Origin of the sequence: Desertibaculum subflavum (assembly GCA_003576705.1) — a bacterium.
Taxonomy (GTDB): domain Bacteria; phylum Pseudomonadota; class Alphaproteobacteria; order Ferrovibrionales; family Ferrovibrionaceae; genus Desertibaculum; species Desertibaculum subflavum.
Map to the genome: position 1 here is coordinate 23,135 of QOZS01000007.1, position 23,161 is coordinate 46,295.

Sequence of the window (23,161 nt, forward strand, 5' to 3'; positions counted from 1 at the left end):
GCTCATTATTACGTCTGTTAGAACATAAGTTGCCGTGGCCACCTCGGCGAGGAGTTTCCTCACGTGGCCGGAAACCGGCCGGCCAGGGGGTCGGCGATCGCCCGCAAGAGCCCCGCGCGGCCCTCGAAGAGTGCTTCGATCGCCCTCTCCGCCGGCTGCGCTACCCGGCGGTAGATGGCGGCGGCGAGGGTGTGGGCGGCGGTGCCGGGCCAGGCTTCGGGCAGGAATTCGGGCGGCAGCAGCGGGTCGCGCAGCACCGCCTTGCGGAACTCATGGACGAGCAGGAGGCGGAGCGCGAGGGCGGGCTCGGGCGCGAGCGCGTCGCCGGCCGAGAGGCGCTCGCCCACCGCGGCGAATGCCGCGGTGAAGCCGCGGTAGCGCCGGCCAAGGTCGTCGAGCGGCCAAGCATCGGCGGCGAGGCGGCGGAGCAGGGCGTCGTTCGACACCGCGCGGCCGGTGGTGACAAGCGCCCGGTCGGCGAAGCCGCTGGCCGTCAGCGCGTGACGCATCGCCTCCATGTCAGGCGCGGGATGGAACAGCGCGCCAGCGCCGAGGCTGCCGAAGCCGATCCAATGCAGCTCGCGGCGGATCGCCTCGCGCGCGGCGCCGGCATCCGGCGCCAACACCAGGGTCAGCTCGCCGCTCCAAGGCTTCGGCGGGCCGTGGTAGATGCGCCGCGTCGCGTCGGCGAAGCGCTCAGCGCCGGTGGGCGTGAGGCGGTAGAAGCTGCGCCGGCCGATCCGCGTGCCTTCCAGCCAGCCGTCCTGCATCAGCCGCGACACGGCGGTGCGCACCAGGGTCTCGGAGATGCCGAACGGCTCGACGACGCGGATCAGGCTGGCGAGCGCCAGCTCGCCGCCGCGCGGCACCACGGAGTCGCCATAGACGGTGACGATGAATGACCCGGCGCGGAGCGGACGGCTCTCGGCGAAGCGGCGGACCAGCTGGTCGACAAGCTTCGCCGCCTCGGTCAAAGTCCGAGCTGCCGGGCGGCCAGGTCCTTCATGATTTCCTCGGCGCCGCCGCCGATCTGGTTGACCTTCACCTCGCGGTAGATGCGCTCCACCTTCTGGCCGCGGATGAAGCCGGCGCCGCCGAAGACCTGCACTGCCTCGCTGGCGCAGAACGCCATGGTCTGGGTCGCCTGGTTCTTCAGCATGCAGAGATCGGCCACCGGCCGCTCGCCGCGATCGACCCGCCAGGCGCAGTGCTCGAGATAGGCTTGGCTCGCGTTCACGCGCATGGCCATGTCGACCAGCTTGTGGCGGATCACCTGGTGGTCGGCGAGGCGCTGGCCGAAGGTCTGCCGTTCCTTCGCATAGGCCGAGGCCTCCTCGAAGCAGACCCGGGCGAAGCCGGTGGCGCCCGCCGCCATGCCGAGCCGCTCGTCGTTGAAGTTCATCATGATGGCCTTGAAGCCTTCGTTCTCGGCCCCGATCAGGTTCTCGGCCGGCACCTCGACATCCTCGAAATAGAGCGCCGCGGTGTCGGAGGCCCACCAGCCCATCTTGTCGAGCTTCGTCCGCGTGAAGCCCTTCCTGTCGCGCTCGATCAGCAGGAAGGAGATGCCGTCGCGGCCCGGCCCGCCGGTACGAACGGCGACGGTGTAGTAGTCGGCCCGCATGCCGGAGGTGATGAACATCTTGGAGCCGTTGACGACATAGCGGTCGCCCTTGCGCACGGCGCGGGTGCGGATCGCGGCGACGTCGGAGCCGCCCGAGGGCTCGGTGATGGCGAGCGCCGAGATCTTCTCGCCGGCCAGGATCTCCGGCAGCACGCGTGCCTTCATCTCCTTCGAGCCGAGGGCGCGGATCGGCGGCGCGCCGATCGTGTGGCTCATCAGGCTGGCGGAAAGGCCGCCGGAGCCGGCGCGGCACAGCTCCTGGCTCATCACGATGCGGTAGAAGCGGTCGGCCTGGGGCACGCCGCCGTACTCCTCGGGGTAGCCGAGGCCGAGCAGGCCGGCGGCGGCGGCCTTCTTGTAGAGCGCGCGCGGAAACTCGCCCGCCTCGTCCCAGGCGTTGACGTGTGGCTCGATCTCTTTGACGACGAACTTGCGGACGCTGTCGCGGAAGGCTTCGTGGTCAGCGGTGTAGTAAGGCGACTGCGTGTTTGACCGCATTCACGACGCCTTCTTCAGCCGCGTCACGTCGGGAACGAAGGGCCGGCTGGCGAAATGCTCCTGGTCGCTGCCATCGGCGAAGCGGAGGCCCGCCTGCTTGATCGCCGCGTCGGGCACGATGTCGAGCGGTACGAAGTAGCGATCGTCCTCGCGCTTATAGGCGTCGTTCCACACGGCATTGTAGCAGATGAGCAAGGTCCAGCGCCGGTTGGCCGAGCGGTTCTGGTCGGAGCGGTGCAGCGTGTTGCAGTGGAAGAAGAGAGCGTCGCCCGGCTCCAGCTCGGCATAGACGATCTCGTGCCGCTCCAGGATGTGCTTCATGTGCTCGGGGTCGGCCTCGTTCTGGCCGGCGGTCAGCGGCACATGGTCCAGGCGGCCGAGCTTGTGCGAGCCCTTGACCAGTTGCAGACAGCCATTCTCGCGCGTCGTTTTGTCGAGCGCGATCATGCAGCTGAACATCGCCGGGGCGAGGCAGCCGTTGTAGTACCAGTAGCCGTAGTCCTGGTGCCATTCCCAGGCGCCGCCGGTAAAGGGCTCCTTGGCGGTCAGCTTGGACTGGTAGTGGTAGACCTCGGCGCCGATGATCGCTTCGGCGGTATGCGCCATCTTCTCGGCCCGCGCCGCCATGCCGTAGACGCTGTCGCCGGCGCGGTTCCAGAGCGCGATCCGCGTGTTGCCGCCCTCGCCGTCCAGGCGGTCGATCAGGTGGTCCTTGATCTCCGGGTCCTGCTCCATGGCGCGGCGGAGCAGCTCGGTCTCCTCCGCATCGAACATGCCGCGCACGATAACGAGGCCATCCCGCTCATAGGCGGCGAGATCGGCCGGCGAAAGACGGCTGGTCATTTCCTGGTTCCTCCCGACAAGGCTGGCCAAGAATACCGCGCCTGGGGCCGGAAGCGAGTGCCATCAGATAGGCTGGGCGTCAGAACGAGGCGGTGATGCCGCCATCCACCACCAGGCTCTGGGCGGTGATGAAGGAGGCGGCGTCGGAGGCGAGGAAGACGGCGGCGCCGGCGATCTCGGCCGGCTCGCCCCAGCGCTTCAACATGGTGCGGCCGGCCATGCGGGCGCCCTCGGCCGGATCCATGGCGCGGGTGGAATTGGAATCGGTCTTGAACGGGCCGGGGGCGATGGCGTTGACCGTGATGCCGTGCGGGCCCAGCTCGGCGGCGAAGGCGCGCATTGCGCCGGTCAGGCCGGCCTTGGCGGCGGGATAGGCGGCGTCGCCGCCGCGGGCGATGAACGGCCCGGCGATCGAGGTCACGAAGACGATGCGGCCGCGCGCCTGCAGAATCATCTTCCGCGCAGCGGCACGCGCCAGCAGGAACGGGCCGACCAGGTCGGTCTCGACCAGGCCACGGACTTCCGCCGCCGACAGGTCCATCATCCCCTTGCGGTTGCGCTGGCCGACATTGGCGATCAGCACGTCGAGGCGGCCATGACGCCGGGCGACCGCGTCGACCGCGGCATCGATGCCGGCCGCGTCCGAGGCGTCGAAAACCGCGATCTCTGCCTGGCCGCCCGCCCCGCGGATCGCCGCTGCCGCGGCTTCCAGGGTGGCGGCGGTGCGGCCGTTCAGGATGACGCGGGCGCCGGCCGCCGCCAGCGCCTTGGCCATCTCGAAGCCGAGGCCCCGGCCGCCGCCGGTCACCAGCGCGACCCGTCCGGTCAGGTCGAAGGGATGCGGTGTCATGGCCCCAACCTTAGCAACCGGTGCGCGCCATGCCAGCCGGTCGCGCTTTGCCTTGACGCTGGCGAGCCGAGGCCCGAAGAATGCGCCGCCATTCCTTGGGAGGAATCAGATCATGCGCTTCGCGCTTCTCGGCGCCGCGCTCGCGACCCTGTTCGCGGGCGCCGCCGCCGCACAGACCGTCACCATGCGGATCAGCCACCAGGTGCCGACCGCGCACCACCTGCACAAGATGCTGGAGGCCTTCAAGGCGGATGCGGAGGCCCGCACCAAGGGCGAGGTGCAGGTTCAGATCTTCCCCGCTGAGCAGCTGCACAAGGCGGCAGAGAACCACGCGGCGGTGGCGCGCGGCTCGATCGAGTCGGCGCTGGTCGTCAACATGCAATGGGGCAACACGCTGCCGGCGATGAACGTCGTGGTGATCCCCTACTTCTTCCCCGATCTCGAGCGCATCAAGCGGTTCCCGGGCTCCGAGGCAGCGAAGTACCTGGAGAAGAAGATCGAGGAGAAGGGCGTGAAGAACCTCGCCTGGTTCTACATCACGCGCCAGGCGATCTATACCTCCGGCAAGAAGCCGATCGCGAGCCTGGACGATTTCAAGGGCATCAAGATCCGCGGCTTCAACAAGCTGGCCGATACCGCGCTGACCAGCGTCGGCGCCGCCACCTCGGCGATGCCGGGGCCTGAGGTCTACAACGCGCTGAAGACCGGCGTGCTGGATGCCGGCCTGACCGATGTCTCGGCCGCCTATAGCCGCCGTTACTACGAGGTGCAGAAATACGGCACGGTGACGCCGTCGCTCACCGTCTACTTCCACATGTTCGTCAACCCGGCCTGGTGGAACAAGCTTTCGCCGGCGCATCGGACGGCGCTGGAGGCGGCCGCAAAGAAGGCGGAGGCCGATGCCATCGCGATCACCGAGAAGACGGCCGAGGAAGCGGTGAAGCAGCTGCGCGAGAAGGGGATGGAGCTGATCGTGCATACGCCGGCCCAGGCGGAAGTATGGAAGAAGGCGATGCAGCCGCCGGTGATCGAGGCCTTCATCCAGAGCACCGGTGATGAAGGCAAGAAGCTGATCGAGCTGATGAACAAGCTCTGATCGGGACGCGAAGGCGACATGCTGGCAAAGCTCGCTCGGGGCGCCGACCGCGTGGTCGGCGCGCTGAGCGGCCTCGCCGTGGGGCTGGCCGCTCTGGCGACGCTCGGCTGCCTGGCATTGGTCTGCTACGCGGTGGTGCTGCGATATTTCTTTGGACTGCCGCTCTCCTGGACCGACGAGGCCGGCGGATTTCTGGTCGTGCTCCTGGTGATGCTCGCGGTGGCCGAGGCGCAGCGCCGGGGCGAGCATATCGGTGTCGATCTCCTGCTCGAGCGCGCGCGCGGCCGCTCGCGGCGGGCGCTGCAGGCCTTCGGCGCGGCTTGCGTCGCCGCGGCGGCGGCCGTGCTGCTCTGGCAGGGCTGGGAAACGGTGGCGTTCAGCCGGATGATCGGCGCGCGGCCGCTCGTCATTGCGGAGATTCCGCTCTGGACAATCGAGGTGTTCCTGCCGATCGGCGCCGGCTTGCTTCTGCTGGTCAGCCTGGCGCAGCTGCTCGGGCTTGCCGCGGGCACCTTCGTCGATCCTGAATCGCCGGAAGCACCCAAGGCGACCGAGTGATCTTTCTTCTCGTTCTCGCCGGCCTGATCCTGCTGCTCTACACCGGCATGCCGATGTTCGCCGGCATGCTGCTGTTCTCGGTGGCCGGCCTGCTGATCGTCGAGGGCAACATCGCCTCGCTCGGCGAGGTGGTGTTCGGCAATATCAATTCGCCGCTGCTCGTCGCCATTCCGCTGTTCATGCTGATGGCGCATTTCATGGTGCGCGGCAGGGTGGTGGACGATCTCTACGCCACCGCGCACACCCTGGTGCGGCACCTGCCGGGCGGGCTCGGCGTCGCCACGGTGTTCGCCTGCGCGATCTTCGCGGCGATCTCCGGCTCCTCGGTCGCGACCGCGCTGACTATCGGCGCCGTCGCCATCCCGCAGATGCTGAAATACGGCTACAGCCCGCGCGGCGCCTATGGCGTGGTGGCGGGCGGCGGTACGCTCGGCATCCTGATCCCGCCCTCGGCGCCGATGATCCTGTACGGCTTCGTGGCGGACACCTCGATCGGCGCGCTGTTCCTCGCGGGCGTGCTGCCGGGCCTCCTCGTCTCCAGCATCTTCGCTGCCTACTGCATGCTGACCGAGGGCTGGCGCGAGCGGCATGCCGATCCGCCGCGCCCGCGCCTGCCGGCGCCGACCCTGGCCGAGGCGGCTATCGCGATCCGCCGGTCGTTCTGGGCGCTCACCCTGCCGCCCTTCGTGCTCGGCGGCATCTATTTCGGCGTGTTCACGCCGACCGAAGCGGCCGGGACCGGCGCGCTCTGGGCGCTGGTCATCGCCGCCCTCGTCTATCGCCAGATGGGTTGGCGCGACCTCTGGTCGGGCGGCGTGGAGGCGGCGCGCACCTCGGGCGTGCTGTTCATGATCATCGTCGGCGCCGCCCTGTTCGGCTACATGCTGACCAAGCTCAACATCCCGCGGCAGGCCGTCGACCTCGCGCTGCACTACCAGGTGTCGCAGGTGCAGTTCCTGATCGCGATGATGGTGCTGATCTTCATTCTCGGTCTGATCCTGGAATCGATCTCCATCATCCTGATCACCACGCCGGTGGTGCTGCCGGTGCTGGACGCGCTCGGCATCGACAAGATCTGGTACGGCGTGCTGCTCACCATCAATCTCGAGCTGGCGCTGATCTCGCCGCCGGTCGGCATGAACCTGATCGTCATCAAGTCGATCACCAAGGCGCCGCTCAGCGAGATCGACAAGGCGGCCGTGCCCTACATCCTGATGCTGATCCTGGCGCTCGCGCTTATCATCGCCTTCCCGGGCATCGCCACCTGGCTTCCTTCCACCACGCAGTTCGGACAATGAGCGATTCGAAATCCAACGATTTAAAGGCCAAGGCGGCCGAGTTTCGCACCCGCGCCGAGGTGATCCGCAAGGAGATGGGCGGCAATGCGCGCCAGGCCCGCATCCATGCCAAGGGCCGGCTGACCATCCGCGAGCGGATCGACCGCCTGCTCGATCCGGGCTCGTTCTCCGAGATCGGCACCTTCGCCCATTCCGAATGGCCCGGTGCCGGCCCGTCCACGCCGGGCGACGGCAAGATCGGCGGCATCGGCCGCATCGGTGGCCGTCCCGTCGCGGTCTGCGGCGACGACGTGACGGTGCTGCACGGGTCGAGCTCCGTCATCGGCTCCAAGCGCATGGGCCGCATCTACGAGCAGGCGCTGCGCGACGGCACGCCCTATATCTATTTCGGCGAGACCGGCGGCGCGCGTCTGCCCGACACATTGGGCTCGACCGGCTTCGTCAAGGTGTCGCCGGATCTGCATCTGGGGGCCCGTGCCCGCGCCATCCCGGTCGTCACCGTGATCGCCGGCGAGAGCTTCGGGGGCTCCTCCTTCAAATCGGCCTTCTCCGATCTGGTGGTGCAGGTGCGCGGCACCACGCTGGCGGTGACCAGCCCGCGGGTGATCGAGATCGCGACCTCTGAGAAGGTCGGCTTCGAGGAGCTCGGCGGGGTCGACGTGCACGACCGCATCACCGGCCAGCTCGACCGCATCGCCGAGAACGAGGACGAGGCGATCGGACTGGTGAAGGAGTTCCTGACCTACCTGCCGCAGAATGCCGGCGAGGAGCCGGCGCGCATGGCCTGGGACGGCAGCCTGGCGCGCGACGAGCATCTCTACGACCTGGTGCCGCTGGCGCGCAGCCGCGCCTATGACGTGCGCCGCGTGATCCGCCGCCTGACGGATGATGGGAAGCAATTCGAGCTGAAGCCGAATTTCGGCCGCGGGCTGGTCACCGCGCTCGGCCGCGTCGCCGGGCGCAGCGTCGGCTTCGTCGCCTCGCAGCCGATGCATGGCGCCGGCGCGCTGACGCCGCAGGCCTGCGACAAGGCGACCTCGTTCCTCTGCCTGTGCGACGCCTTCAACATCCCGCTGATCTTCCTGCAGGACGTGCCGGGCTTCATGGTCGGCAAGCAAGTGGAACACGAGCGCATCCTGTCGCGCGCCATCATGTTCTTCGAAGCGCTGGCCCTATGCCGCGTGCCGCGCCTCACGGTGGTGATGCGCAAGGCCTTCGGCCTCGCCTATTTCTCGCTCTCGGGCAACGCCACCGGGGCCGCGCTGATCGCCGCCTGGCCGAATGCCGAGATCGGCTTCATGGACCCGGCGGTCGGCGTCAACGTGGTGCATGCCGAGCGGCTGAAGCAGGCCGCCGACCCAGAGGCCGAGCGGGCGCGGCTGATCGAGGAATGGTCGCACGATACCGGCCCGGAAGGCGCCGCAGGCAGCATGGATGTCGACGAGATCATCGATCCGGCCGACACCCGCGCCTGGCTGCGCACCCATGTCGACCGGCTCCGCATCGAGCCGGGCACGCGCGAGCACCCAAAGCCGCTCGCCTATTGGCCGACCTGCTACTGACGCCTACTGATCGTCGTGCCCGGGCTTGTCCCGGGCATCCATGGCTCTCCGCCGCGCTGCCCTGACGCGTGGATGGCCGGGACAAGCCCGGCCATGACGAAGTGCGGCGTGGCAGCGATACTGGACGGTGTGACGATGCTGGCGCGGAGAATATCATGCCGGAGCCCACAGCCTGCGATCTGCTGATTTCCGATGCCGTCGTCATTCCCGGCGACGGCCCGGCGCTGGGCGGCGTATCGGTCGCTGTGCGGGGCGATCGCATCCACGCGATCGGGGCGGCGGCGGATTTCGCACCTGCGCACCGCATCGATGCCAGGGGCGGCATCTTGCTGCCGGGCCTGGTCAACACCCACAGCCACACGCCGCTGATGGTGGTGCGCGGGATGGTGGAGGATCTCGGCTTCGCCCCGGCATATACCAAGGGGATTCCCCAGGGCCATTGGCTGTCGGCGGAGGAGGCCTATCACCTGGCGCGGCTCGGTGCCTATGAGCTGCTGCGGGCTGGCTCCACCACGGCGGTCGACTTCTATCTGCATCCTGAAGCGCTGGCGCGCGCCGCCGCCGAGGTGGGCCTGCGCGCCTTCATCGGCGGGCGCATCGCCGATGTGGACACGGCGGAGCTGGCCGAGGGCCGCGTCCGGCACGATCCGGCGCTGGGCGAGGCGCTGCTCGCGGAGAGCCTCGACCTGTTCGCCCGTTGGGACGGTGCGGAGCGGGGCCGCATCCGCTGCATCCTGGCGCCGCATGCGCCGGATACCTGCTCGCGGGCACTGCTGAAGGCAGTGGGCGAGGAGGCGCGCCGCCGCGATCTCGGCCTGCACACCCATCTCGCGCAGTCGAAGGGCGAGGTCGAAGCGGTGCGGGCGCGCGAGGGGATGGCGCCGCATGAATTGCTGGACGAGCTCGGCCTGCTGAACGACCGGCTGCTGGCCGCGCATTGCATCTGGCTGGAGCCCGGCGAGATCGCGCGCGTCGGCGCGGCGGGCATGAATGTCGCCCATGCGCCGATCGGCAACGCCGCGCATGGCGGCATCGCGCCGATCATGGCGCTGCGCGATGCCGGAGCGAACATCACGCTCTGCACCGACACCAAATCGGCCGACATGTTCGAGAGCATGCGGCTCGCCATCGGCGTCGCGCGGGTCAAGGGCGCCGGTTATGCGATCAAGACGGCGGAGGTGCTCGGTTGGGCGACGGCGAACGGCGCCCGCGCGCTCGGCCTGGAAGGCGATATCGGAATCATCCGGCCGGGCGCCAAGGCGGATCTGGTTCTGCTCGATGCCGAGGCGCCGAACCTCCGGCCCGTCGTCGACGGCACCGGCATCGTGGTGCATTCCGGCAGCGGCGCCAATGTGCGGACCGTGGTGATCGACGGCCGCGTCATGCTGGAGGACGGCCGGCCGACCCTGTTCGACGGCGCCGAAGTGGTGCGCGAGGCGCAGAAGGTGGCGGACGGCTTGTGGCGGCGCGCCGGCCGCGCGCCGGTTACAGGTTGACCATCTGCCGAGGCAGGAACATCACGATCTCGGGCCATACCGTGATCAGCACGATGCCGAGGATCATCAGCGCGAAGAACGGCATCGACGCCTTGGTCACCGTCCAGATATCGCGCCCGGTCAGGTTCTGCAGCACGAACAGGTTGAAGCCGACCGGCGGGGTGATCTGCGCCATCTCCACCACCAGCACGACATAGACGCCGAACCAGAGCGGGTCGATATGTTCGGCCTGGATCATCGGCAGCACGACCGGCGCGGTCAGCACGATCATCGACACGCCGTCGAGGAAGCAGCCGAGGATGATGTAGAGGATGGTGAGGAAGACGATCAGGCCGTAGGCGTCGAGGCCGAGCCGGTCCACCCAGGCCGCCATGATGGTCGGCAGACCGGTGAAGCCCATCGCCATGGTGACGAAGGCGGCGCCGGCCAGGATCAGGCCGATCATGCAGCTGGTGCGCACGGCGCCGAGCAGGCTCTCCTTGAAGGTCAGCCAGTTGAGGGTGCGGGTCGCGGCGGCCAGCGCCAGCGCGCCGAGCACGCCCATCACCGCCGCCTCGGTCGGCGTCGCCACGCCGCCATAGATCGAGCCCAGCACGGCGACGATCAGCAGCACCACGGGGATCAGCCGGCGCGACGACCAGAGCTTCTCTGCGAAGCTCATGCGGATATCGCTCGCCGGGATCTTGCCTGGATTGAGCACCGACCAGCCGGCGGTATAGGCCATGAACAGGCCGATCAGCATCAGGCCGGGGATGAATCCGGCGATGAACAGCCGTCCGATCGAGACCTGCGCCGTGATGCCGTAGACGATCATCATGATCGAAGGCGGGATCAACAGGCCGAGCGTGCCCGAGCCCGCCAAGGTGCCGATCGACATGCCCTCGTGATAACCGCGCTTCTTCAGCTCCGGCATGCTCATGCGGCCGATGGTGGCGCAGGTGACGGAGGACGAGCCCGACACCGCCGCCATCACGCCACAGCCCAGGATGTTGACGTGCAGCAGGCGGCCGGGCAGCCAGCCGAGCCAGGGCGCCAGGCCCCTGAACATGTCCTCCGACAGGCGGGTGCGGAACAGGATCTCGCCCATCCAAATGAACAGCGGCAGCGCGGTCAGCGCCCAGTTCCAGGACGAATCCCACACCGTGGTGGCGAGCAGCGAGCCCGCCGGCGCCGGGGTGAAGAAGAACAGCGCGACGAAGCCGACCGCAAGAAGCGCCACGCCGATCCAGACGCCGCTCGCCAGGAGTGCGAACAGGACGCCGAGGAAGGTGGCGGCAAGGACGGCTTCGCTGCCCATCAGGCCCTCTTGCCCGCGGCCGCCATCTCGATGGCGCCGGCTTCAAGCTCCTCGCCGATCGCCTGCGCCTCGGCATCGAGGAATTGCGGCTGCTTGCCGGCCAGCACCTGCACCAGCTCGTCGAGGAAGCCGATGGAAAGCATGGTCACGCCAAGCGACATGCCGATCTGCGGCAGCCAGAACGGCACCGCCATCAGGCCGGGGCTGACATCGCCGAAGCTGTAGGATTCGAACGTCATCTCCCAAGCGTTCCAGGCGAAGAACGCGAATCCGGCGGCGCCCAGCGCGCAGCACCAGATCTCGACCCAGCGCTTGGCCCCGAGACCCAGCCGGCTGATCAGCAGGTTCACCCGGATATGCGATCCGGTATTGAAGGCGTAGGCGTGGCCGAGGAACAGCGACGCCGCCATGCAGAAGCCGGAGATCTCAGTCGCGTCGAAGGTGAAGTTGAGGATGCGGCCCAGGATCTGCGCGACGATGGTGACGCCGATCATGGCCAGGAAGAAGGCGGCGAGCCCGCCGCTCAGCCGGTACATCAGGTCGAGGGCACGACGCATGCAGGCTCTTTCAGGCGGCTGCGCCCGAGCCGCCGCACGGGGCGACGGCCCGGGCCACGGTATACGCGATCAGTTCGTCTTGGCCGAAGCCGACTGGTAGAGGTTGAGCACCGCGATCGCGTCGGCGCTGGCGGTCGCCTTCCATTCCTGAGCCATCTGCTCGCCAACCTTCTTCATCGCCGTCACCACGCTGGCGGGGCCTTCGGTCACCGTCATGCCGTTCTTCTTCAGGATGGCGGCCTTCTCCGCATGCGCGCCCTTGCTCAGCTCCCAGGAGCGCTTGGTATAGGCTTCGGACGCCGTCATCACCGCCTTCTGCAGGTCGGGCGACAGGCGCGAGAAGGCGCGGCCGTTGAAGATCAGCGCGTTCTTCGAGAGGATCGCGCCGACATTGGTGAAGTACTTGGTGTTGTCCCAGGCCTGGATGTCGGTGCCGGTCTGGGCCGAGGTGAACAGCGCCTCGATCAGCCCGGTGGAGAAGGCCTGCGGGATCTCGGCGAAGGGCAGGATGGTGGCCTGGAAGCCGAGCAGCGAAGCCATGCGCTGAGTCGAGGTCGAATAGATGCGGATCTTTTTGCCCTTGAAATCCTCCACCGTGTTCACGGGCGTCTTGGTGTAGAAGCCCTGGCTCGGCCACACCTGATAGCCGGCGATCTTCATCCCGGCCTTCTCGAAAATGTTGCTGAAATAGGGATGCTGATACTCCATCAGCTTCCAGGCCTCGTCGTAGGTCGAGGCGAGGAAGGGCACGCCGTCGAGAACGTACATCGGATCCTCGTTGCCGTAGACGCCGAGGCGGATCTCGCCGCCCTGGATCTGGCCGCGCTGCACCGCCGCCTTGATGCTGTCGAGCTTGATCAGCGAGTCGTTGGTGTGCAGCGTGATCTTCAGCTTGCCGCCGGTCGATTTCTCCACATCGCCGGCCCACTTGCGCAGGTTCTGCGTCATGAAGTTGTTCTCAGGGTAGCCTGAGGCCATGATCCACTGGGTCTGGGCGGCGGCGCTGCCGGCGATCGCCAGCGCGGCGGCGCCGATCAGGCCGGCCATGCCGGCGCGACGGAAGCTGAAGGTCATGCGAAGTCTCCTCATGGTTCGGGCAGGCTCGGGCGAGAGGCGCGGATCGGCTGCTCGCATGTCCCTGGCGGCAGCAACATCCGTGCCACGCCTTCACATTGTCGACCGTGCCTCCCTTGCGGCGGTCGGACGCCGGCATCATGCCCGATCGAGGCCCGCTTGCCCAATAATTGATCAGGCGGGCGCGGATTTCAGGTGCCTGATGGCCGAAGATGCCAGGGCATGTCGCTTGCACGCCGATGGTCGGCGAGTGGAGCAACGGTATGACCGATAGCGGTTTTCCTGTCATCGACCTCAGCCCTTGGTACACCGGCGCGGACAAGGGCGGTGTCGCCGAGGCCATACGCGTTGTCTGCGAGAGCATCGGCTTCTTCGCCATCCGCGGACATGGCGTGCCCGACATGGCGGTTGCGGCGATGCGGGCGGCGGCGCGCGGCTTCTTCGCGCTGCCGGCAACCGAGAAGCTGCGCGTCGCGCGGCCGCGGCCGGAGCAGAACCGTGCCTGGCACGCAGAGGGCACCGAAACCCTGTCGCGGCTCGCCGGCAACGAGAGCCCGCCGGACTACAAGGAAGTGTTCGCCATCGGGCCGCCCGACGTGCCGGCCGATCCCTATTTCCACGCAGCGCCGGGCGCCTATCCGAACTACGCGCCGAACCTGTGGCCCGATCAGCCGGAAGGCTTTGAGGCCGCGTGGCGCGCCTATTGGCGCGCGATGGAGGATCTGCAGGAGACGCTCTGCCGCATTTTCGCGACGGCGCTCGACCTGCCGGAGCACCACTTCCTGGGTTTCGTCGACAAGCACTGCAGCATGCTGCGCGCGCTCTACTATCCGCCGCAGGCCATATCACCATTGCCGGGCCAGCTCCGCGCCGGCGCGCATACGGATCTCGGCATGCTGACCATCCTGAAGAACGAGGCGGCGTCCGGCGGGCTCGAAGTGCGCGACCTGGCGGGGCGCTGGCATGCCGCGCCGGTGGTGGAGGACGGCTTCATCGTGAATATCGGCGATCTGCTGATGCGCTGGACCAACGACCGTTTCGTCTCGACCCTGCACCGCGTCGCCAACCCACCGGCCGGCGCGGCGGCGGGCGACCGGCGACCGGCTCTCCATTGCCTATTTCGTCGCGCCGAATTACGACGCGCTGATCGAATGCGTGCCGACCTGCGCCGGGCCGGACCGGCCGGCGAAATACCCGCCGGTCACGGTCGCCGGCTATCGCAACGCACGCTTCGCTCGCACCGCCGCGCCAAGCCCGGCCGCGGCATGAGCGGCGCCGTCCTCGTCACCGGCGCCGGCGGTCTGGTCGGCGCCGCGGTGGTGGAGGCCCTGGTGCGCCAGGGCCGCACGGCCGTCGCGCTCGACCGCGCTGCACCGCCATCCGAGGTGACCGCGGATTGGTCCGCGGGCCCGGGACGCGCGGTTTTCGTCGTGCAGGATGCGCGCGAATCGGAAGGCGTCGCTGCGACGATCAAGGCGCACGGCGTGCGGCGGGTGATCCATGGCGCCACCGTCACCGCCGGCGCCGATCGCGACGCATCCGACCCCGAAGGCATCGTCAGCGTCAACGTGCTGGGCACCATCGCCGTGCTGCGCGCGGCGCGCGCGGCTGGGGTCGAGCGCACCCTGGTGTTGAGCTCGAACGCGGTCTACGGGCCGAATGCGCTGGTGGGTGATGTGCTCGACGAGGCGGCGACACAGCCCGATCCGCGCACCATGTACGCGATCACCAAGCTCGCCGCCGAACGGACTGCGCAGCGCCTCGCCGAGCTCTGGTCGCTCGAGGTCCGGATCGCCCGCCTGACGTCGATCTACGGCCGCTACGAGCGCGATACCGGCCTGCGCGACACCTTGAGCCCGCTCCACCAGGCGACCATGGCGGCCCGGGCCGGCGAGGCGGTCGTGCTGCCCGGCCCCGGCCGGCGCGACTGGATGTATTCGCGCGATGCCGGTGCCGGCATCGCCGCGCTGCTCGACGCGCCGGCTTTGCCGGAGTCGGTCTACCACGTCAGCACCGGCGTGACTTTCACGGTTGCCGATTGGTGCGCGCTGCTGCAGAGCCGCTTTCCGCGCTTCGCCTGGCGCCTCGCTGGTGCGGGCGAGGCGGCGACCATCGACTATTTCGGCTTCGGCGAGCGGACGCCGCTCGCCGTTACGCGGTTCACGCGCGACACGAAGTTCCGTCCCGCTTTCGATGCCGGGCAGGCGCTGGCCGACTGGATCGAGTGGCTCGATCGATAGGGATATCTATCCTGGCCTGGTCATCGCCTCCGGGCGGACGGCGCGGTCGAAGGCTTCGGCATCGAGGAATCCGAGGGCCAGCGCCGCCTGTTTCAGGGTGGTGCCCTCGCGATGCGCCTTCTGCGCGATCTTCGCCGCCTTCTCGTAGCCGATCACCGGGTTGAGCGCGGTCACCAGCATCAGCGAGTTGTCGAGATGCTCGGCGATGCGCGCCCGGTTCGGCTCGATGCCGGCGATGCAATTGTCGGTCAGGCTCAGGCAGGCATCGGCGAGCAGGCGGATCGATTGCAGCAGGTTGTGCGCGATCACCGGCTTGAACACGTTGAGCTGCAGTTGCCCGCTGGCGCCGCCGACCGTGATCGCCACGTGATTGCCGATCACCTGCGCCGCCACCATGGTCATCGCCTCGGCCTGGGTCGGGTTCACCTTGCCCGGCATGATCGAGCTGCCGGGCTCGTTCTCCGGCAGGATCAGCTCGCCGAGGCCGGAGCGCGGGCCGGAGCCGAGCAGGCGCAAATCGTTGGCGATCTTCATCAGGCTCGCCGCCAGCACGTTCAGCGCGCCGGAAGCCTCCACCATCGCGTCGTGCGCGGCCAGCGCCTCGAACTTGTTCGGCGCCGAGCGGAACGGCTTGCTCGTGATCGCCGCGAGATGGCGCGCGAAGGCTTCCGCGAAGCCCACTTTCGCATTAAGCCCGGTGCCGACCGCGGTGCCGCCCTGGGCGACATCGAAAAGCCTGGGCAGCACCGCCTCGACGCGGGCAATGCCATAGAGCACCTGCTGCGCCCAGCCGGAGAATTCCTGGCCCAGGGTCAGCGGCGTCGCATCCTGCAGATGCGTGCGGCCGAGCTTGACGATCTCGGCGAAGGCCTTGGCCTTCGTGTCGAGCGCCGCGTAAAGGTGGCGCAGCGCCGGCAGCAGCGCGCCGTCGATTTCGGTCACCGCGGCGATGTGCATCGCGGTCGGGAAGCTGTCATTCGACGACTGGCCCATATTGACGTGGTCATTCGGGTGCACCGGCGACTTGCCGCCGAGCGCGGCGCCCAGCCGCTCGTTGGCGCGGTTGGCGATCACCTCGTTGGCGTTCATGTTGGTCTGGGTGCCGGAGCCGGTCTGCCAGACCACGAGGGGAAAATGCTGCGTCAGGGTGCCGTCGATCACCTCGTCCGCCGCGGCGACGATCGCCTGACCGAGTTTCTGATCGAGCGCGCCGAGCTCCATATTGGCCAGCGCCGCCGCCTTCTTCTGCGTGCCGAGCGCACGGATCAAGGGCTCCGGCATGCGCTCGGTGCCGATGCGGAAGTTGCGCCGCGACCGTTCGGTCTGCGCGCCCCAATAGCGGTCGGCCGGCACTTCGATGGGGCCGAAGGAATCGGTCTCGGTGCGGGTGGGCGTGGTGTCTGGCATCCTGGAATTCCTTTCGCTCAACCGACCCTGCAGACGATATAGAGCGGGGCGATGGAATTCGAACTCTCCACCTTCGGCACCGGCCTGCTGGCCAGCGTGATCGCCGGCTTCGGCGCCACCGCGGCGGGCGCGCTGCCGGTCTTCCTGCTCAACGGGATGCAGGAGCGGCTGAACAACCTGCTGCTCAGCTTCGCCGCCGGCATCATGCTGGCGGCGACCGTGTTCTCGCTGCTGCTGCCGGGTATCGAGGCGGCACGCGAGACGCTGGCCGATACGCGCTTCGCCGTGCTCGGCGTCGTCGCCGCCCTGTTCGCCGGCGGCCTGACCATGACCCTGGTGCATCGCAGCCTGCCGCACGAGCATTTCGAGAAGGGCCTGGAAGGCGTCGATCCGGGGCGGCTCTCCCGCATCTGGCTGTTCGTGGTCGCCATCGCCATCCATAATTTTCCCGAAGGTCTCGCCGTCGGCGTCGGCGCCTCCGGCGGCGATGCCAGGGACGCGCTGGCGGTGACGCTCGGCATCGGCATCCAGAACCTGCCGGAAGGGCTCTCGGTCGCGGTGGCGCTGCTCGGCCTCGGCTATACGCGGCTATTCGCCTTCCTGGTCGCCGCCGGCACCGGCCTGCTCGAAGTGCTCGGCGGCGGCTTCGGCGCAGCGGCCATCGCCATTGGCGCCGGCCTCCTGCCCTGGGCGCTCGGCTTCGCCGGCGGCGCCATGCTGTTCGTGGTCTCGGACGAGATCATCCCGGAGACGCATCGCCCCGGCCTCGCCGGCGGCGCGACGGCTGCGCTGTTCGTCGGTTTCGCCCTGATGATGGTCTTGGATCTCTCTTAGCGCCGCGCCCAGGCGATCGCCTGTTCCAGGCGATCGCCTGTTCCAGGCGGTCATTGCCCCAGAACAGCTCGTCGCCCACCAGGAAGCTCGGCGTGCCGAACACGCCGCGCGCCTCGGCTTCGGCCACGGCCGCCTTGAGCGCCTGCTTGACTGGCTCCGTCGCGGCCTCGGCAATCAGCGCCTCGGCCGGCAGGCCGCGGGCGCGGAGCAGATCGGCCACGATTTCGGGCGCACCGATATCGCGGTCCGCGGCAAAGTTCGCCTCGAACACGGCGCGGGCGAAAACGGCGACCCAGCCCTCGCGGGCGCCGATCAGCGCGACCCGCGTCGCCAGCAGGCTGCCGCGCGGATAGGTCGAGGGCCAGGTGAGCGGCAGGCCTTCGTCGGCGCAGAGCCGCTCGACATCCCGCCGGCGATAGCGGGCCTGGGCCGGGGCGGCGTTCTGGAACGGCGAGGCCTGGCCCGGCCGCTTGGCCAGCAGCGGGCCGATCAGGAACGGGCGCCAGCGCACCGCGATGCCGTCCGGCGCCGCCAGCCGCTCGATCCGGGCCGCGCTGATCCGGGCATAGGGGCTGGCGAAGTCGAACCAGAATTCGATCGTACGGCCCACCCGCTACTCCCATTCCGGCGCGACGGGGCTAAGATCGCCGCCCGCCCCGCCACAAGAGGTTAACACGCGATGACGACGAGGCGCCCCCTGATCGCCGGCAACTGGAAGATGAACGGCCTGCAGGAAAGCGGTGCCGTCGAGCTGGCGCTGCTGCAGCAGCGGGTGACCGCCACCCGCCCGGCCGCCGAGGTGGTGATCTGCCCGCCGGCCACCCTGGCCGCCAATTTCGCCGTCCAGGTCCGCGGCAGCGGCATCGGCATCGGCGGCCAGGATTGCCACGTCAAGGCCTCGGGCGCCCATACCGGGGACATCTCGGCCGAGATGCTGGCCGATGCCGGGGCGAGCCATGTCATCGTCGGCCATTCCGAGCGCCGGGCGGATCATGGCGAGACCGACGGCCTCGTGCGGACCAAGGCGGAAGCGGCGCACCGCGCCGGCCTCACCGCCATCATCTGCGTCGGCGAGACTCTGGAGCAGCGCGATGCCGGCCGGACGATCGAGATTGTGTCCGGCCAGGTCGCAGGCTCGGTGCCCGAGGCGGCGACGCCGGCCAATACGGTGATCGCCTACGAGCCGGTCTGGGCGATCGGCACCGGCCGCACCCCGACCGAGGACGACATTGCCGCGGTGCATGCCGCCATCCGCCGGCGGCTGGCCGACTGGCTCAGCCAGGGCGCGGATTTCCGCATCCTCTATGGCGGCTCGGTAAAACCCTCCAACGCCAAGGAAATCCTGGCTCTCAAGGATGTTGACGGGGCGCTGGTCGGCGGCGCCAGCCTGAAGGCTGCGGATTTCTGGCCGATCGTCGAGGCGGCAGGATGAAGTGGTTCGGGTCGCGACCGGCGTGCCGCCGATGAGCCGGTTTTTCGAGGAGCTCGACTATCGTCCGACGCCGATCGGCGCGATCAGTCTGCGCCGCCGCCGCGAGCTACGGCTGGATGTCGACGTCTACGAGATCAAGCTCGGCGACGAGTTCCTGATGTCGAGCCTGTTCACGGCATCCGAGGTCGCTCTCGCCCGGCTTGGCCTGGCGGCGCTGGCCGGCGACGCGCTGGAGGTGGCGGTCGGCGGGCTCGGCCTCGGCTACACGGCGCAGGCTGTGTTGCAGCACCGGTCGGTGCGGTCGCTGGTGGTGGTCGAGCTGCTGGAAGCGGTGATCGACTGGCATGCGACCGGTCTGGCCCCGCTCGGGCCGCAGCTGACGGCCGATCCGCGCTGCCGCTTCGTTCGCGGCGATTTCTTCGCGCTCGCCGCGTCCGACCAGGGCCTCGATCCCGACAGCCCCGGACGGCTTTTTGATGCCATCCTGGTGGATATCGATCACTCACCGGCCGCGCTGCTCGACGGCCGCAGCACGGATTTCTACCTTCCCCCAGGCCTCCGCCGCGTGGCGGCGCATCTTCGCCCCGGCGGCATGTTCGCCTTGTGGTCGGACGATCTGCCGGATCCGGCCTTCGTCGAGCGCTTGGCCGGTGTTTTCGCCGAGGCGCGGGTGGAGCCGGTTACCTTTCACAATCCGCTGCGGAATTGCTCCTACACCCAGTCGGTCTATCTCGGCCGCAAGGCCGCATCGCCAGCCGCGGGATGACGACCGCCGAAGGCGGGGCCAGGACTGCCGGCTGGCGCGCCGCCGGCATCTGCCCGGTCTGCCGGCAAGGCGATCCGCGGCCGCTCATCCGCGCCGATGGGTTCGACTACTGGCGCTGCGAGGCATGCGAGGCGAGCTTCCTCGATCCCGGCCAGAGGCCGTCATGGCGTGACGCCAGCGCCTACTACCTTCGTCACGAGAATGACGCGGATGACCCACGCTACCGCCGGTTCCTCGCCCGGCTGGCCGAACCGCTGCTCGCGCGGCTGGCGCCGCGGAGCCGCGGCCTCGACTACGGCTGCGGTCCGGGTCCGGCGCTGGCCGCGATGCTGCGCGAGGCCAAGCACTCGATAACCGTTTACGACCCACTTTTCCGCCCCGATCCCGCCGCGCTCGAGCAAGCCTACGACTTCATCACCTGCACCGAGGTGATCGAGCACTTCCACCATCCGGCGGAGGAATTCGAGCGCCTGGACGGGTTGCTGCGGCCCGGTGGCTGGCTCGGCCTGACCACCTGCTTCCAGACCGAGGATGCCCGGTTTGCCGGCTGGCACTATCGCCGGGATCCGACCCATGTCGTCTTCTATCGCGAGGCGACGCTGCGCCATGTCGCGGCCGCCCGCGGCTGGTCCTGCGAAATCCCGGCCAAGGATATCGCGCTGATGCGCAAGGCGGACTCGAAATGAAATTGTATACTACACAATATTCCATGTCAGCAGGCAGCGGCCTAGGGACTCATGGCGGCATGGCTTGGAGGGTGGCGGGGGGCGGACCTTTGGTGTAGAAGCCCGCCTTTCCCCAAGGGCCCGCCATGCTCAACGTCATCCTCGTTCTCCACAGCCTGATCGCCGTTGCGCTGATCGGCGTCGTCTTGCTGCAGAAATCGGAGGGCGGGGCGCTCGGCATCGGCGGGGGCGGCGGCGGCTTCATGTCGATCCGCGGCACCGCCAACCTGTTGACCCGCACCACGGCGGGCCTCGCGGCCGCCTTCTTCGCCACCTCGATCACGCTGGCGATCTATGCCGGCACCCACCGGGCGCCGAGCTCGATCGTCGACCGGCCGGCGCCGGCGACCGAGAGCCAACCGGCTGCCCCGGCACAGCCGACGGTCCCGCGTTCGCAATAGGGTCGTCAGCGCCGCACTACCTGCCCGCCAGAACATGGCTGCCGCGACACGCGGCGGCTTCTGTTCGGGTTCCGAATCGGATAGGCTGAAAGCCCATGACGCGGTTCATCTTCATAACCGGCGGCGTGGTTTCCTCACTCGGCAAGGGTCTGGCGGCGGCGGCGCTCGGCGCATTGTTGCAGGCGCGCGGCTACAAGGTGCGCCTGCGCAAGCTCGACCCCTATATCAATGTCGATCCGGGGACCATGTCGCCGTACCAGCACGGCGAGGTCTACGTCACCGATGACGGGGCGGAGACCGACCTGGATCTCGGCCATTACGAGCGCTTCACCGGCGTGCCGAGCCGCAAGAGCGACAACATCACCACGGGCCGCATCTACCAGAACGTGATCGCGCGCGAGCGGCGCGGCGACTATCTCGGCGCCACCGTGCAGGTGATCCCGCACATCACCGACGCGATCAAGGAATTCTGCGTCTCCGAGACCGAAGGGCACGATTTCGTGCTGATCGAGGTGGGCGGCACGGTCGGCGATATCGAGAGCCTGCCGTTCCTCGAGGCGATCCGGCAATTGGGGCTGGAGCTCGGCCGCGAGCGCGCGCTCTATGTGCACGTCACCCTGATGCCCTATATCGCCGCGGCCGGCGAGCTCAAGACCAAGCCGACGCAGCACTCGGTCAAGGAGCTGCAATCGCTCGGCATCCAGCCCGACGTGATCCTCTGTCGCAGCGACCGCCCGATCCCCGACGGCGACCGCAAGAAGATCTCGCTGTTCTGCAACGTGCCGATCGCCTCGGTGGTGCCGGCGCTCGACGTGCGCTCGATCTACGAAGCGCCGCTCAGTTATCACGAGGCCGGGCTCGACGAGCAGATCCTGAAGACCTTCGGCATCCAGGACGCGCCGCTGCGCGCTCTCGACCGCTGGACCGACGTGGTGCGCCGAGTGCTGGCGCCGGAAGGCGAGGTCAAGATCGCCGTGGTCGGCAAGTACACCGGCCTGAAGGACGCCTACAAGTCGCTGGCCGAGGCGCTCGCCCATGGCGGCATCGCCAACAACGTGAAGGTCGATCTCGAATGGGTCGAATCCGAGATCTTCGAGCATGACCAGGACCTGGTCAGCGCACATCTCGAAGGCGTGCACGGCATCCTGGTGCCGGGCGGCTTCGGCGAGCGCGGCTCCGAGGGCAAGATCCGCGCCGTCACCTTCGCGCGCGAGCGCCGCGTGCCCTATTTCGGCATCTGCTTCGGCATGCAGATGGCGGTAATCGAGGCGGCCCGCAGCCTGGTCGGCATCAAGAACGCATCCTCGACCGAGTTCGGCCCGACGCCGGAGCCGGTGGTCGGCCTGATGACGGAATGGATGCAGGGCAACGACATCGCGCGGCGCAAGGCGAACGGCGATCTCGGCGGCACCATGCGTCTCGGTGCCTACCCGGCCAAGCTGCAGGAGGGCAGCCTCGTCGCCGAAATCTATGGCGCGACCCGGATCGAGGAGCGCCACCGCCATCGCTACGAGGTCAACACCGCCTACCGGCCGGAGCTGGAGAAGGCCGGCATGCGGTTTTGCGGCATGTCGCCCGACGACATGCTGCCGGAGATCATCGAGATCCCGGCGCATCCCTGGTTCGTCGGCGTGCAGTTCCATCCGGAGCTGAAGTCGAAGCCGTTCGAACCGCATCCGCTCTTCGCCTCCTTCATCAAGGCGGCGGTCGATCAGTCGCGGCTGGTGTGACATGACAGCGAGCGCCAAGCCGCGCCATGTGAAGGCCGGCAATGTCACCTTCGGCAACGACCTGCCCTTCGTGCTGATCGCCGGCCCCTGCGCGCTGGAGAGCCGCGACCACGCCTTCGACATGGCCGGCAAGCTGCAGGCGCTGACCGCGAAGCTCGGCCTGCCCTTCGTCTACAAGACCTCGTTCGACAAGGCGAACCGCACCTCGATCAAGTCGAACCGCGGCATCGGCCTGGATGCGGCGCTGCCGATCTTCGCGGATCTGCGGAAACAGCTCGGCGTGCCGGTGCTGACCGACATCCACGCGCCGGAGCAATGCGCGGCCGTGGCCGTGGCGGTCGACATCCTGCAGATCCCCGCCTTCCTCAGCCGGCAGACCGACCTGCTGGTCGCGGCGGCGGAGACCGGCAAGCCGGTCAACGTGAAGAAGGGCCAGTTCCTGGCGCCGTGGGATGCGAAGAACATCGTCGAGAAGTTCGATTCCTGCGGCAATCCGAACCTGCTGCTCTGCGAGCGCGGCGTCTCCTTCGGCTACAACACGCTGGTCTCCGACATGCGCGCGCTGCCGATCATGGCGCAGACCGGCTGCCCGGTCGTGTTCGACGCGACGCATTCGGTGCAGCAGCCGGGCGGGCAGGGCGCGACCTCGGGCGGCCAGCGCGAGTTCGTGCCGGTGCTGGCGCGCGCGGCCGTCGCCGTCGGCTGCGCCGCCGTCTTCATGGAGACGCATGAGGACCCCGACAGCGCCCCCTCCGACGGCCCCAACATGGTCCCGTTCAAGGACATGCCGGCACTGCTCGAGCGGCTGGTGGCGCTGGACCGGCTGACCAAGGCGAGCTGATCCAGGCCTTGCCACCTGTTGACGGCGGGGCT

Annotated in this window: 22 protein-coding genes; 13 read left to right on the top strand and 9 right to left on the bottom strand. The window is 68.5% G+C overall.

Going from position 1 to position 23,161, the window contains the following annotated elements:
* Positions 1 to 59: 59 nt before the first annotated feature.
* From DT074_RS05205 to DT074_RS05220, 4 genes are all read right to left on the bottom strand, one after another.
* Positions 60 to 974 carry a PaaX family transcriptional regulator gene (locus DT074_RS05205; RefSeq protein ID WP_119418763.1) on the bottom strand — a complete coding sequence of 305 codons (915 nt, stop codon included), beginning with the start codon at positions 972 to 974 and terminating at the stop codon, positions 60 to 62.
* Positions 971 to 2,122, bottom strand: a complete 1,152-nt coding sequence (locus tag DT074_RS05210; RefSeq protein ID WP_119418764.1) for an acyl-CoA dehydrogenase family protein — start codon at positions 2,120 to 2,122, stop codon at positions 971 to 973. The genes DT074_RS05205 and DT074_RS05210 overlap by 4 nt, the downstream gene beginning before the upstream one ends.
* The gene (locus tag DT074_RS05215; protein WP_119418765.1) at positions 2,123 to 2,965 is read right to left on the bottom strand and encodes a phytanoyl-CoA dioxygenase family protein; all 843 of its coding nucleotides are present in this window, start codon (positions 2,963 to 2,965) and stop codon (positions 2,123 to 2,125) included.
* Positions 2,966 to 3,044: 79 nt separating this feature from the next.
* Entirely contained in the window at positions 3,045 to 3,815 is a 771-nt protein-coding gene (locus DT074_RS05220; RefSeq protein ID WP_119418766.1) for an SDR family oxidoreductase, read from the bottom strand.
* Positions 3,816 to 3,927: 112 nt separating this feature from the next.
* On the opposite strand from DT074_RS05220, the gene dctP reads away from it, so the two are divergent.
* The 5 genes from dctP to DT074_RS05245 all read left to right on the top strand — a co-directional run bounded on the left by dctP (position 3,928) and on the right by DT074_RS05245 (position 9,825).
* Positions 3,928 to 4,911, top strand: a complete 984-nt coding sequence (gene dctP / locus DT074_RS05225) for a TRAP transporter substrate-binding protein DctP (protein WP_162914640.1) — start codon at positions 3,928 to 3,930, stop codon at positions 4,909 to 4,911.
* An 18-nt stretch (positions 4,912 to 4,929) separates the two neighbouring features.
* Positions 4,930 to 5,469: a TRAP transporter small permease gene (locus tag DT074_RS05230; protein ID WP_119418768.1), complete on the top strand. Its 540-nt coding sequence runs from the start codon at positions 4,930 to 4,932 to the stop codon at positions 5,467 to 5,469.
* Entirely contained in the window at positions 5,466 to 6,767 is a 1,302-nt protein-coding gene (locus DT074_RS05235; RefSeq protein ID WP_119418769.1) for a TRAP transporter large permease, read from the top strand. The genes DT074_RS05230 and DT074_RS05235 overlap by 4 nt, the downstream gene beginning before the upstream one ends.
* Positions 6,764 to 8,329: an acyl-CoA carboxylase subunit beta gene (locus DT074_RS05240; RefSeq protein WP_119418770.1), complete on the top strand. Its 1,566-nt coding sequence runs from the start codon at positions 6,764 to 6,766 to the stop codon at positions 8,327 to 8,329. Before DT074_RS05235 ends, DT074_RS05240 begins: the two co-directional genes overlap by 4 nt.
* A 155-nt stretch (positions 8,330 to 8,484) precedes the next feature.
* Positions 8,485 to 9,825: an amidohydrolase family protein gene (locus DT074_RS05245; protein WP_119418771.1), complete on the top strand. Its 1,341-nt coding sequence runs from the start codon at positions 8,485 to 8,487 to the stop codon at positions 9,823 to 9,825.
* Here DT074_RS05245 and DT074_RS05250 read toward each other — a convergent pair.
* The 3 genes from DT074_RS05250 to DT074_RS05260 form a co-directional block, all read right to left on the bottom strand.
* Complete coding sequence (locus tag DT074_RS05250) at positions 9,815 to 11,122, bottom strand: TRAP transporter large permease (protein WP_119418772.1); 1,308 nt, start codon at positions 11,120 to 11,122, stop codon at positions 9,815 to 9,817. The genes DT074_RS05245 and DT074_RS05250 overlap by 11 nt on opposite strands.
* Positions 11,122 to 11,679 carry a TRAP transporter small permease gene (locus tag DT074_RS05255; RefSeq protein ID WP_119418773.1) on the bottom strand — a complete coding sequence of 186 codons (558 nt, stop codon included), beginning with the start codon at positions 11,677 to 11,679 and terminating at the stop codon, positions 11,122 to 11,124. Before DT074_RS05255 ends, DT074_RS05250 begins: the two co-directional genes overlap by 1 nt.
* Before the next feature lie 69 nt (positions 11,680 to 11,748).
* Positions 11,749 to 12,753 (bottom strand): TRAP transporter substrate-binding protein, encoded by a 1,005-nt coding sequence (locus DT074_RS05260; protein WP_368744433.1) that lies wholly within the window; start codon positions 12,751 to 12,753, stop codon positions 11,749 to 11,751.
* A 263-nt stretch (positions 12,754 to 13,016) separates the two neighbouring features.
* On the opposite strand from DT074_RS05260, the gene DT074_RS05265 reads away from it, so the two are divergent.
* Complete coding sequence (locus DT074_RS05265) at positions 13,017 to 14,993, top strand: NAD-dependent epimerase/dehydratase family protein (RefSeq protein WP_162914641.1); 1,977 nt, start codon at positions 13,017 to 13,019, stop codon at positions 14,991 to 14,993.
* Positions 14,994 to 14,999: 6 nt separating this feature from the next.
* On the opposite strand, the gene fumC is transcribed toward DT074_RS05265, so the two are convergent.
* Positions 15,000 to 16,400 (bottom strand): class II fumarate hydratase, encoded by a 1,401-nt coding sequence (gene fumC / locus DT074_RS05270; RefSeq protein WP_119418775.1) that lies wholly within the window; start codon positions 16,398 to 16,400, stop codon positions 15,000 to 15,002.
* Between the two features lie 51 nt (positions 16,401 to 16,451).
* Between fumC and DT074_RS05275 the strand changes: the two genes are divergently transcribed.
* Positions 16,452 to 17,234: a ZIP family metal transporter gene (locus DT074_RS05275; protein WP_119418776.1), complete on the top strand. Its 783-nt coding sequence runs from the start codon at positions 16,452 to 16,454 to the stop codon at positions 17,232 to 17,234.
* Here the strand turns inward: DT074_RS05275 and DT074_RS05280 are convergent.
* Positions 17,140 to 17,844: a 2-hydroxychromene-2-carboxylate isomerase gene (locus tag DT074_RS05280; protein WP_119418777.1), complete on the bottom strand. Its 705-nt coding sequence runs from the start codon at positions 17,842 to 17,844 to the stop codon at positions 17,140 to 17,142. The two genes, DT074_RS05275 and DT074_RS05280, sit on opposite strands and share 95 nt — an antisense overlap.
* A gap of 69 nt (positions 17,845 to 17,913) precedes the next feature.
* Here DT074_RS05280 and tpiA point away from each other — a divergent pair, with 69 nt between their 5' ends.
* From tpiA to kdsA, 6 genes are all read left to right on the top strand, one after another.
* Positions 17,914 to 18,666: a triose-phosphate isomerase gene (tpiA, locus tag DT074_RS05285; protein ID WP_119418778.1), complete on the top strand. Its 753-nt coding sequence runs from the start codon at positions 17,914 to 17,916 to the stop codon at positions 18,664 to 18,666.
* Positions 18,667 to 18,697: 31 nt separating this feature from the next.
* Positions 18,698 to 19,432, top strand: coding sequence for a spermidine synthase (locus DT074_RS05290; RefSeq protein ID WP_119418865.1), 735 nt, complete (start codon positions 18,698 to 18,700; stop codon positions 19,430 to 19,432).
* A complete protein-coding gene (locus tag DT074_RS05295) occupies positions 19,429 to 20,118 on the top strand; it encodes a methyltransferase domain-containing protein (protein ID WP_119418779.1) in 690 nt (229 codons plus the stop codon). The genes DT074_RS05290 and DT074_RS05295 overlap by 4 nt, the downstream gene beginning before the upstream one ends.
* 125 nt (positions 20,119 to 20,243) lie before the next feature.
* On the top strand, positions 20,244 to 20,558 hold the full coding sequence (secG, locus tag DT074_RS05300; protein ID WP_119418780.1) for a preprotein translocase subunit SecG: 315 nt from the start codon (positions 20,244 to 20,246) through the stop codon (positions 20,556 to 20,558).
* 95 nt (positions 20,559 to 20,653) lie between these two features.
* Complete coding sequence (gene pyrG / locus DT074_RS05305; protein WP_119418781.1) at positions 20,654 to 22,288, top strand: CTP synthase; 1,635 nt, start codon at positions 20,654 to 20,656, stop codon at positions 22,286 to 22,288.
* Position 22,289: 1 nt separating this feature from the next.
* Entirely contained in the window at positions 22,290 to 23,129 is an 840-nt protein-coding gene (kdsA, locus tag DT074_RS05310; protein ID WP_119418782.1) for a 3-deoxy-8-phosphooctulonate synthase, read from the top strand.
* Positions 23,130 to 23,161: the final 32 nt, after the last annotated feature.

Coding starts and splice junctions, on each gene's coding strand:
- DT074_RS05210 (WP_119418764.1), bottom strand. CDS start 2,122: ATGCGGTCAAACACGCAGTCGCCTTACTACACCGCTGACCACGAAGCC.
- DT074_RS05215 (WP_119418765.1), bottom strand. CDS start 2,965: ATGACCAGCCGTCTTTCGCCGGCCGATCTCGCCGCCTATGAGCGGGAT.
- DT074_RS05220 (WP_119418766.1), bottom strand. CDS start 3,815: ATGACACCGCATCCCTTCGACCTGACCGGACGGGTCGCGCTGGTGACC.
- dctP (WP_162914640.1), top strand. CDS start 3,928: ATGCGCTTCGCGCTTCTCGGCGCCGCGCTCGCGACCCTGTTCGCGGGC.
- DT074_RS05230 (WP_119418768.1), top strand. CDS start 4,930: ATGCTGGCAAAGCTCGCTCGGGGCGCCGACCGCGTGGTCGGCGCGCTG.
- DT074_RS05240 (WP_119418770.1), top strand. CDS start 6,764: ATGAGCGATTCGAAATCCAACGATTTAAAGGCCAAGGCGGCCGAGTTT.
- DT074_RS05245 (WP_119418771.1), top strand. CDS start 8,485: ATGCCGGAGCCCACAGCCTGCGATCTGCTGATTTCCGATGCCGTCGTC.
- DT074_RS05250 (WP_119418772.1), bottom strand. CDS start 11,122: ATGGGCAGCGAAGCCGTCCTTGCCGCCACCTTCCTCGGCGTCCTGTTC.
- DT074_RS05255 (WP_119418773.1), bottom strand. CDS start 11,679: ATGCGTCGTGCCCTCGACCTGATGTACCGGCTGAGCGGCGGGCTCGCC.
- DT074_RS05260 (WP_368744433.1), bottom strand. CDS start 12,753: ATGACCTTCAGCTTCCGTCGCGCCGGCATGGCCGGCCTGATCGGCGCC.
- DT074_RS05265 (WP_162914641.1), top strand. CDS start 13,017: ATGACCGATAGCGGTTTTCCTGTCATCGACCTCAGCCCTTGGTACACC.
- fumC (WP_119418775.1), bottom strand. CDS start 16,400: ATGCCAGACACCACGCCCACCCGCACCGAGACCGATTCCTTCGGCCCC.
- DT074_RS05275 (WP_119418776.1), top strand. CDS start 16,452: ATGGAATTCGAACTCTCCACCTTCGGCACCGGCCTGCTGGCCAGCGTG.
- tpiA (WP_119418778.1), top strand. CDS start 17,914: ATGACGACGAGGCGCCCCCTGATCGCCGGCAACTGGAAGATGAACGGC.
- DT074_RS05290 (WP_119418865.1), top strand. CDS start 18,698: ATGAGCCGGTTTTTCGAGGAGCTCGACTATCGTCCGACGCCGATCGGC.
- DT074_RS05295 (WP_119418779.1), top strand. CDS start 19,429: ATGACGACCGCCGAAGGCGGGGCCAGGACTGCCGGCTGGCGCGCCGCC.
- secG (WP_119418780.1), top strand. CDS start 20,244: ATGCTCAACGTCATCCTCGTTCTCCACAGCCTGATCGCCGTTGCGCTG.
- pyrG (WP_119418781.1), top strand. CDS start 20,654: ATGACGCGGTTCATCTTCATAACCGGCGGCGTGGTTTCCTCACTCGGC.
- kdsA (WP_119418782.1), top strand. CDS start 22,290: ATGACAGCGAGCGCCAAGCCGCGCCATGTGAAGGCCGGCAATGTCACC.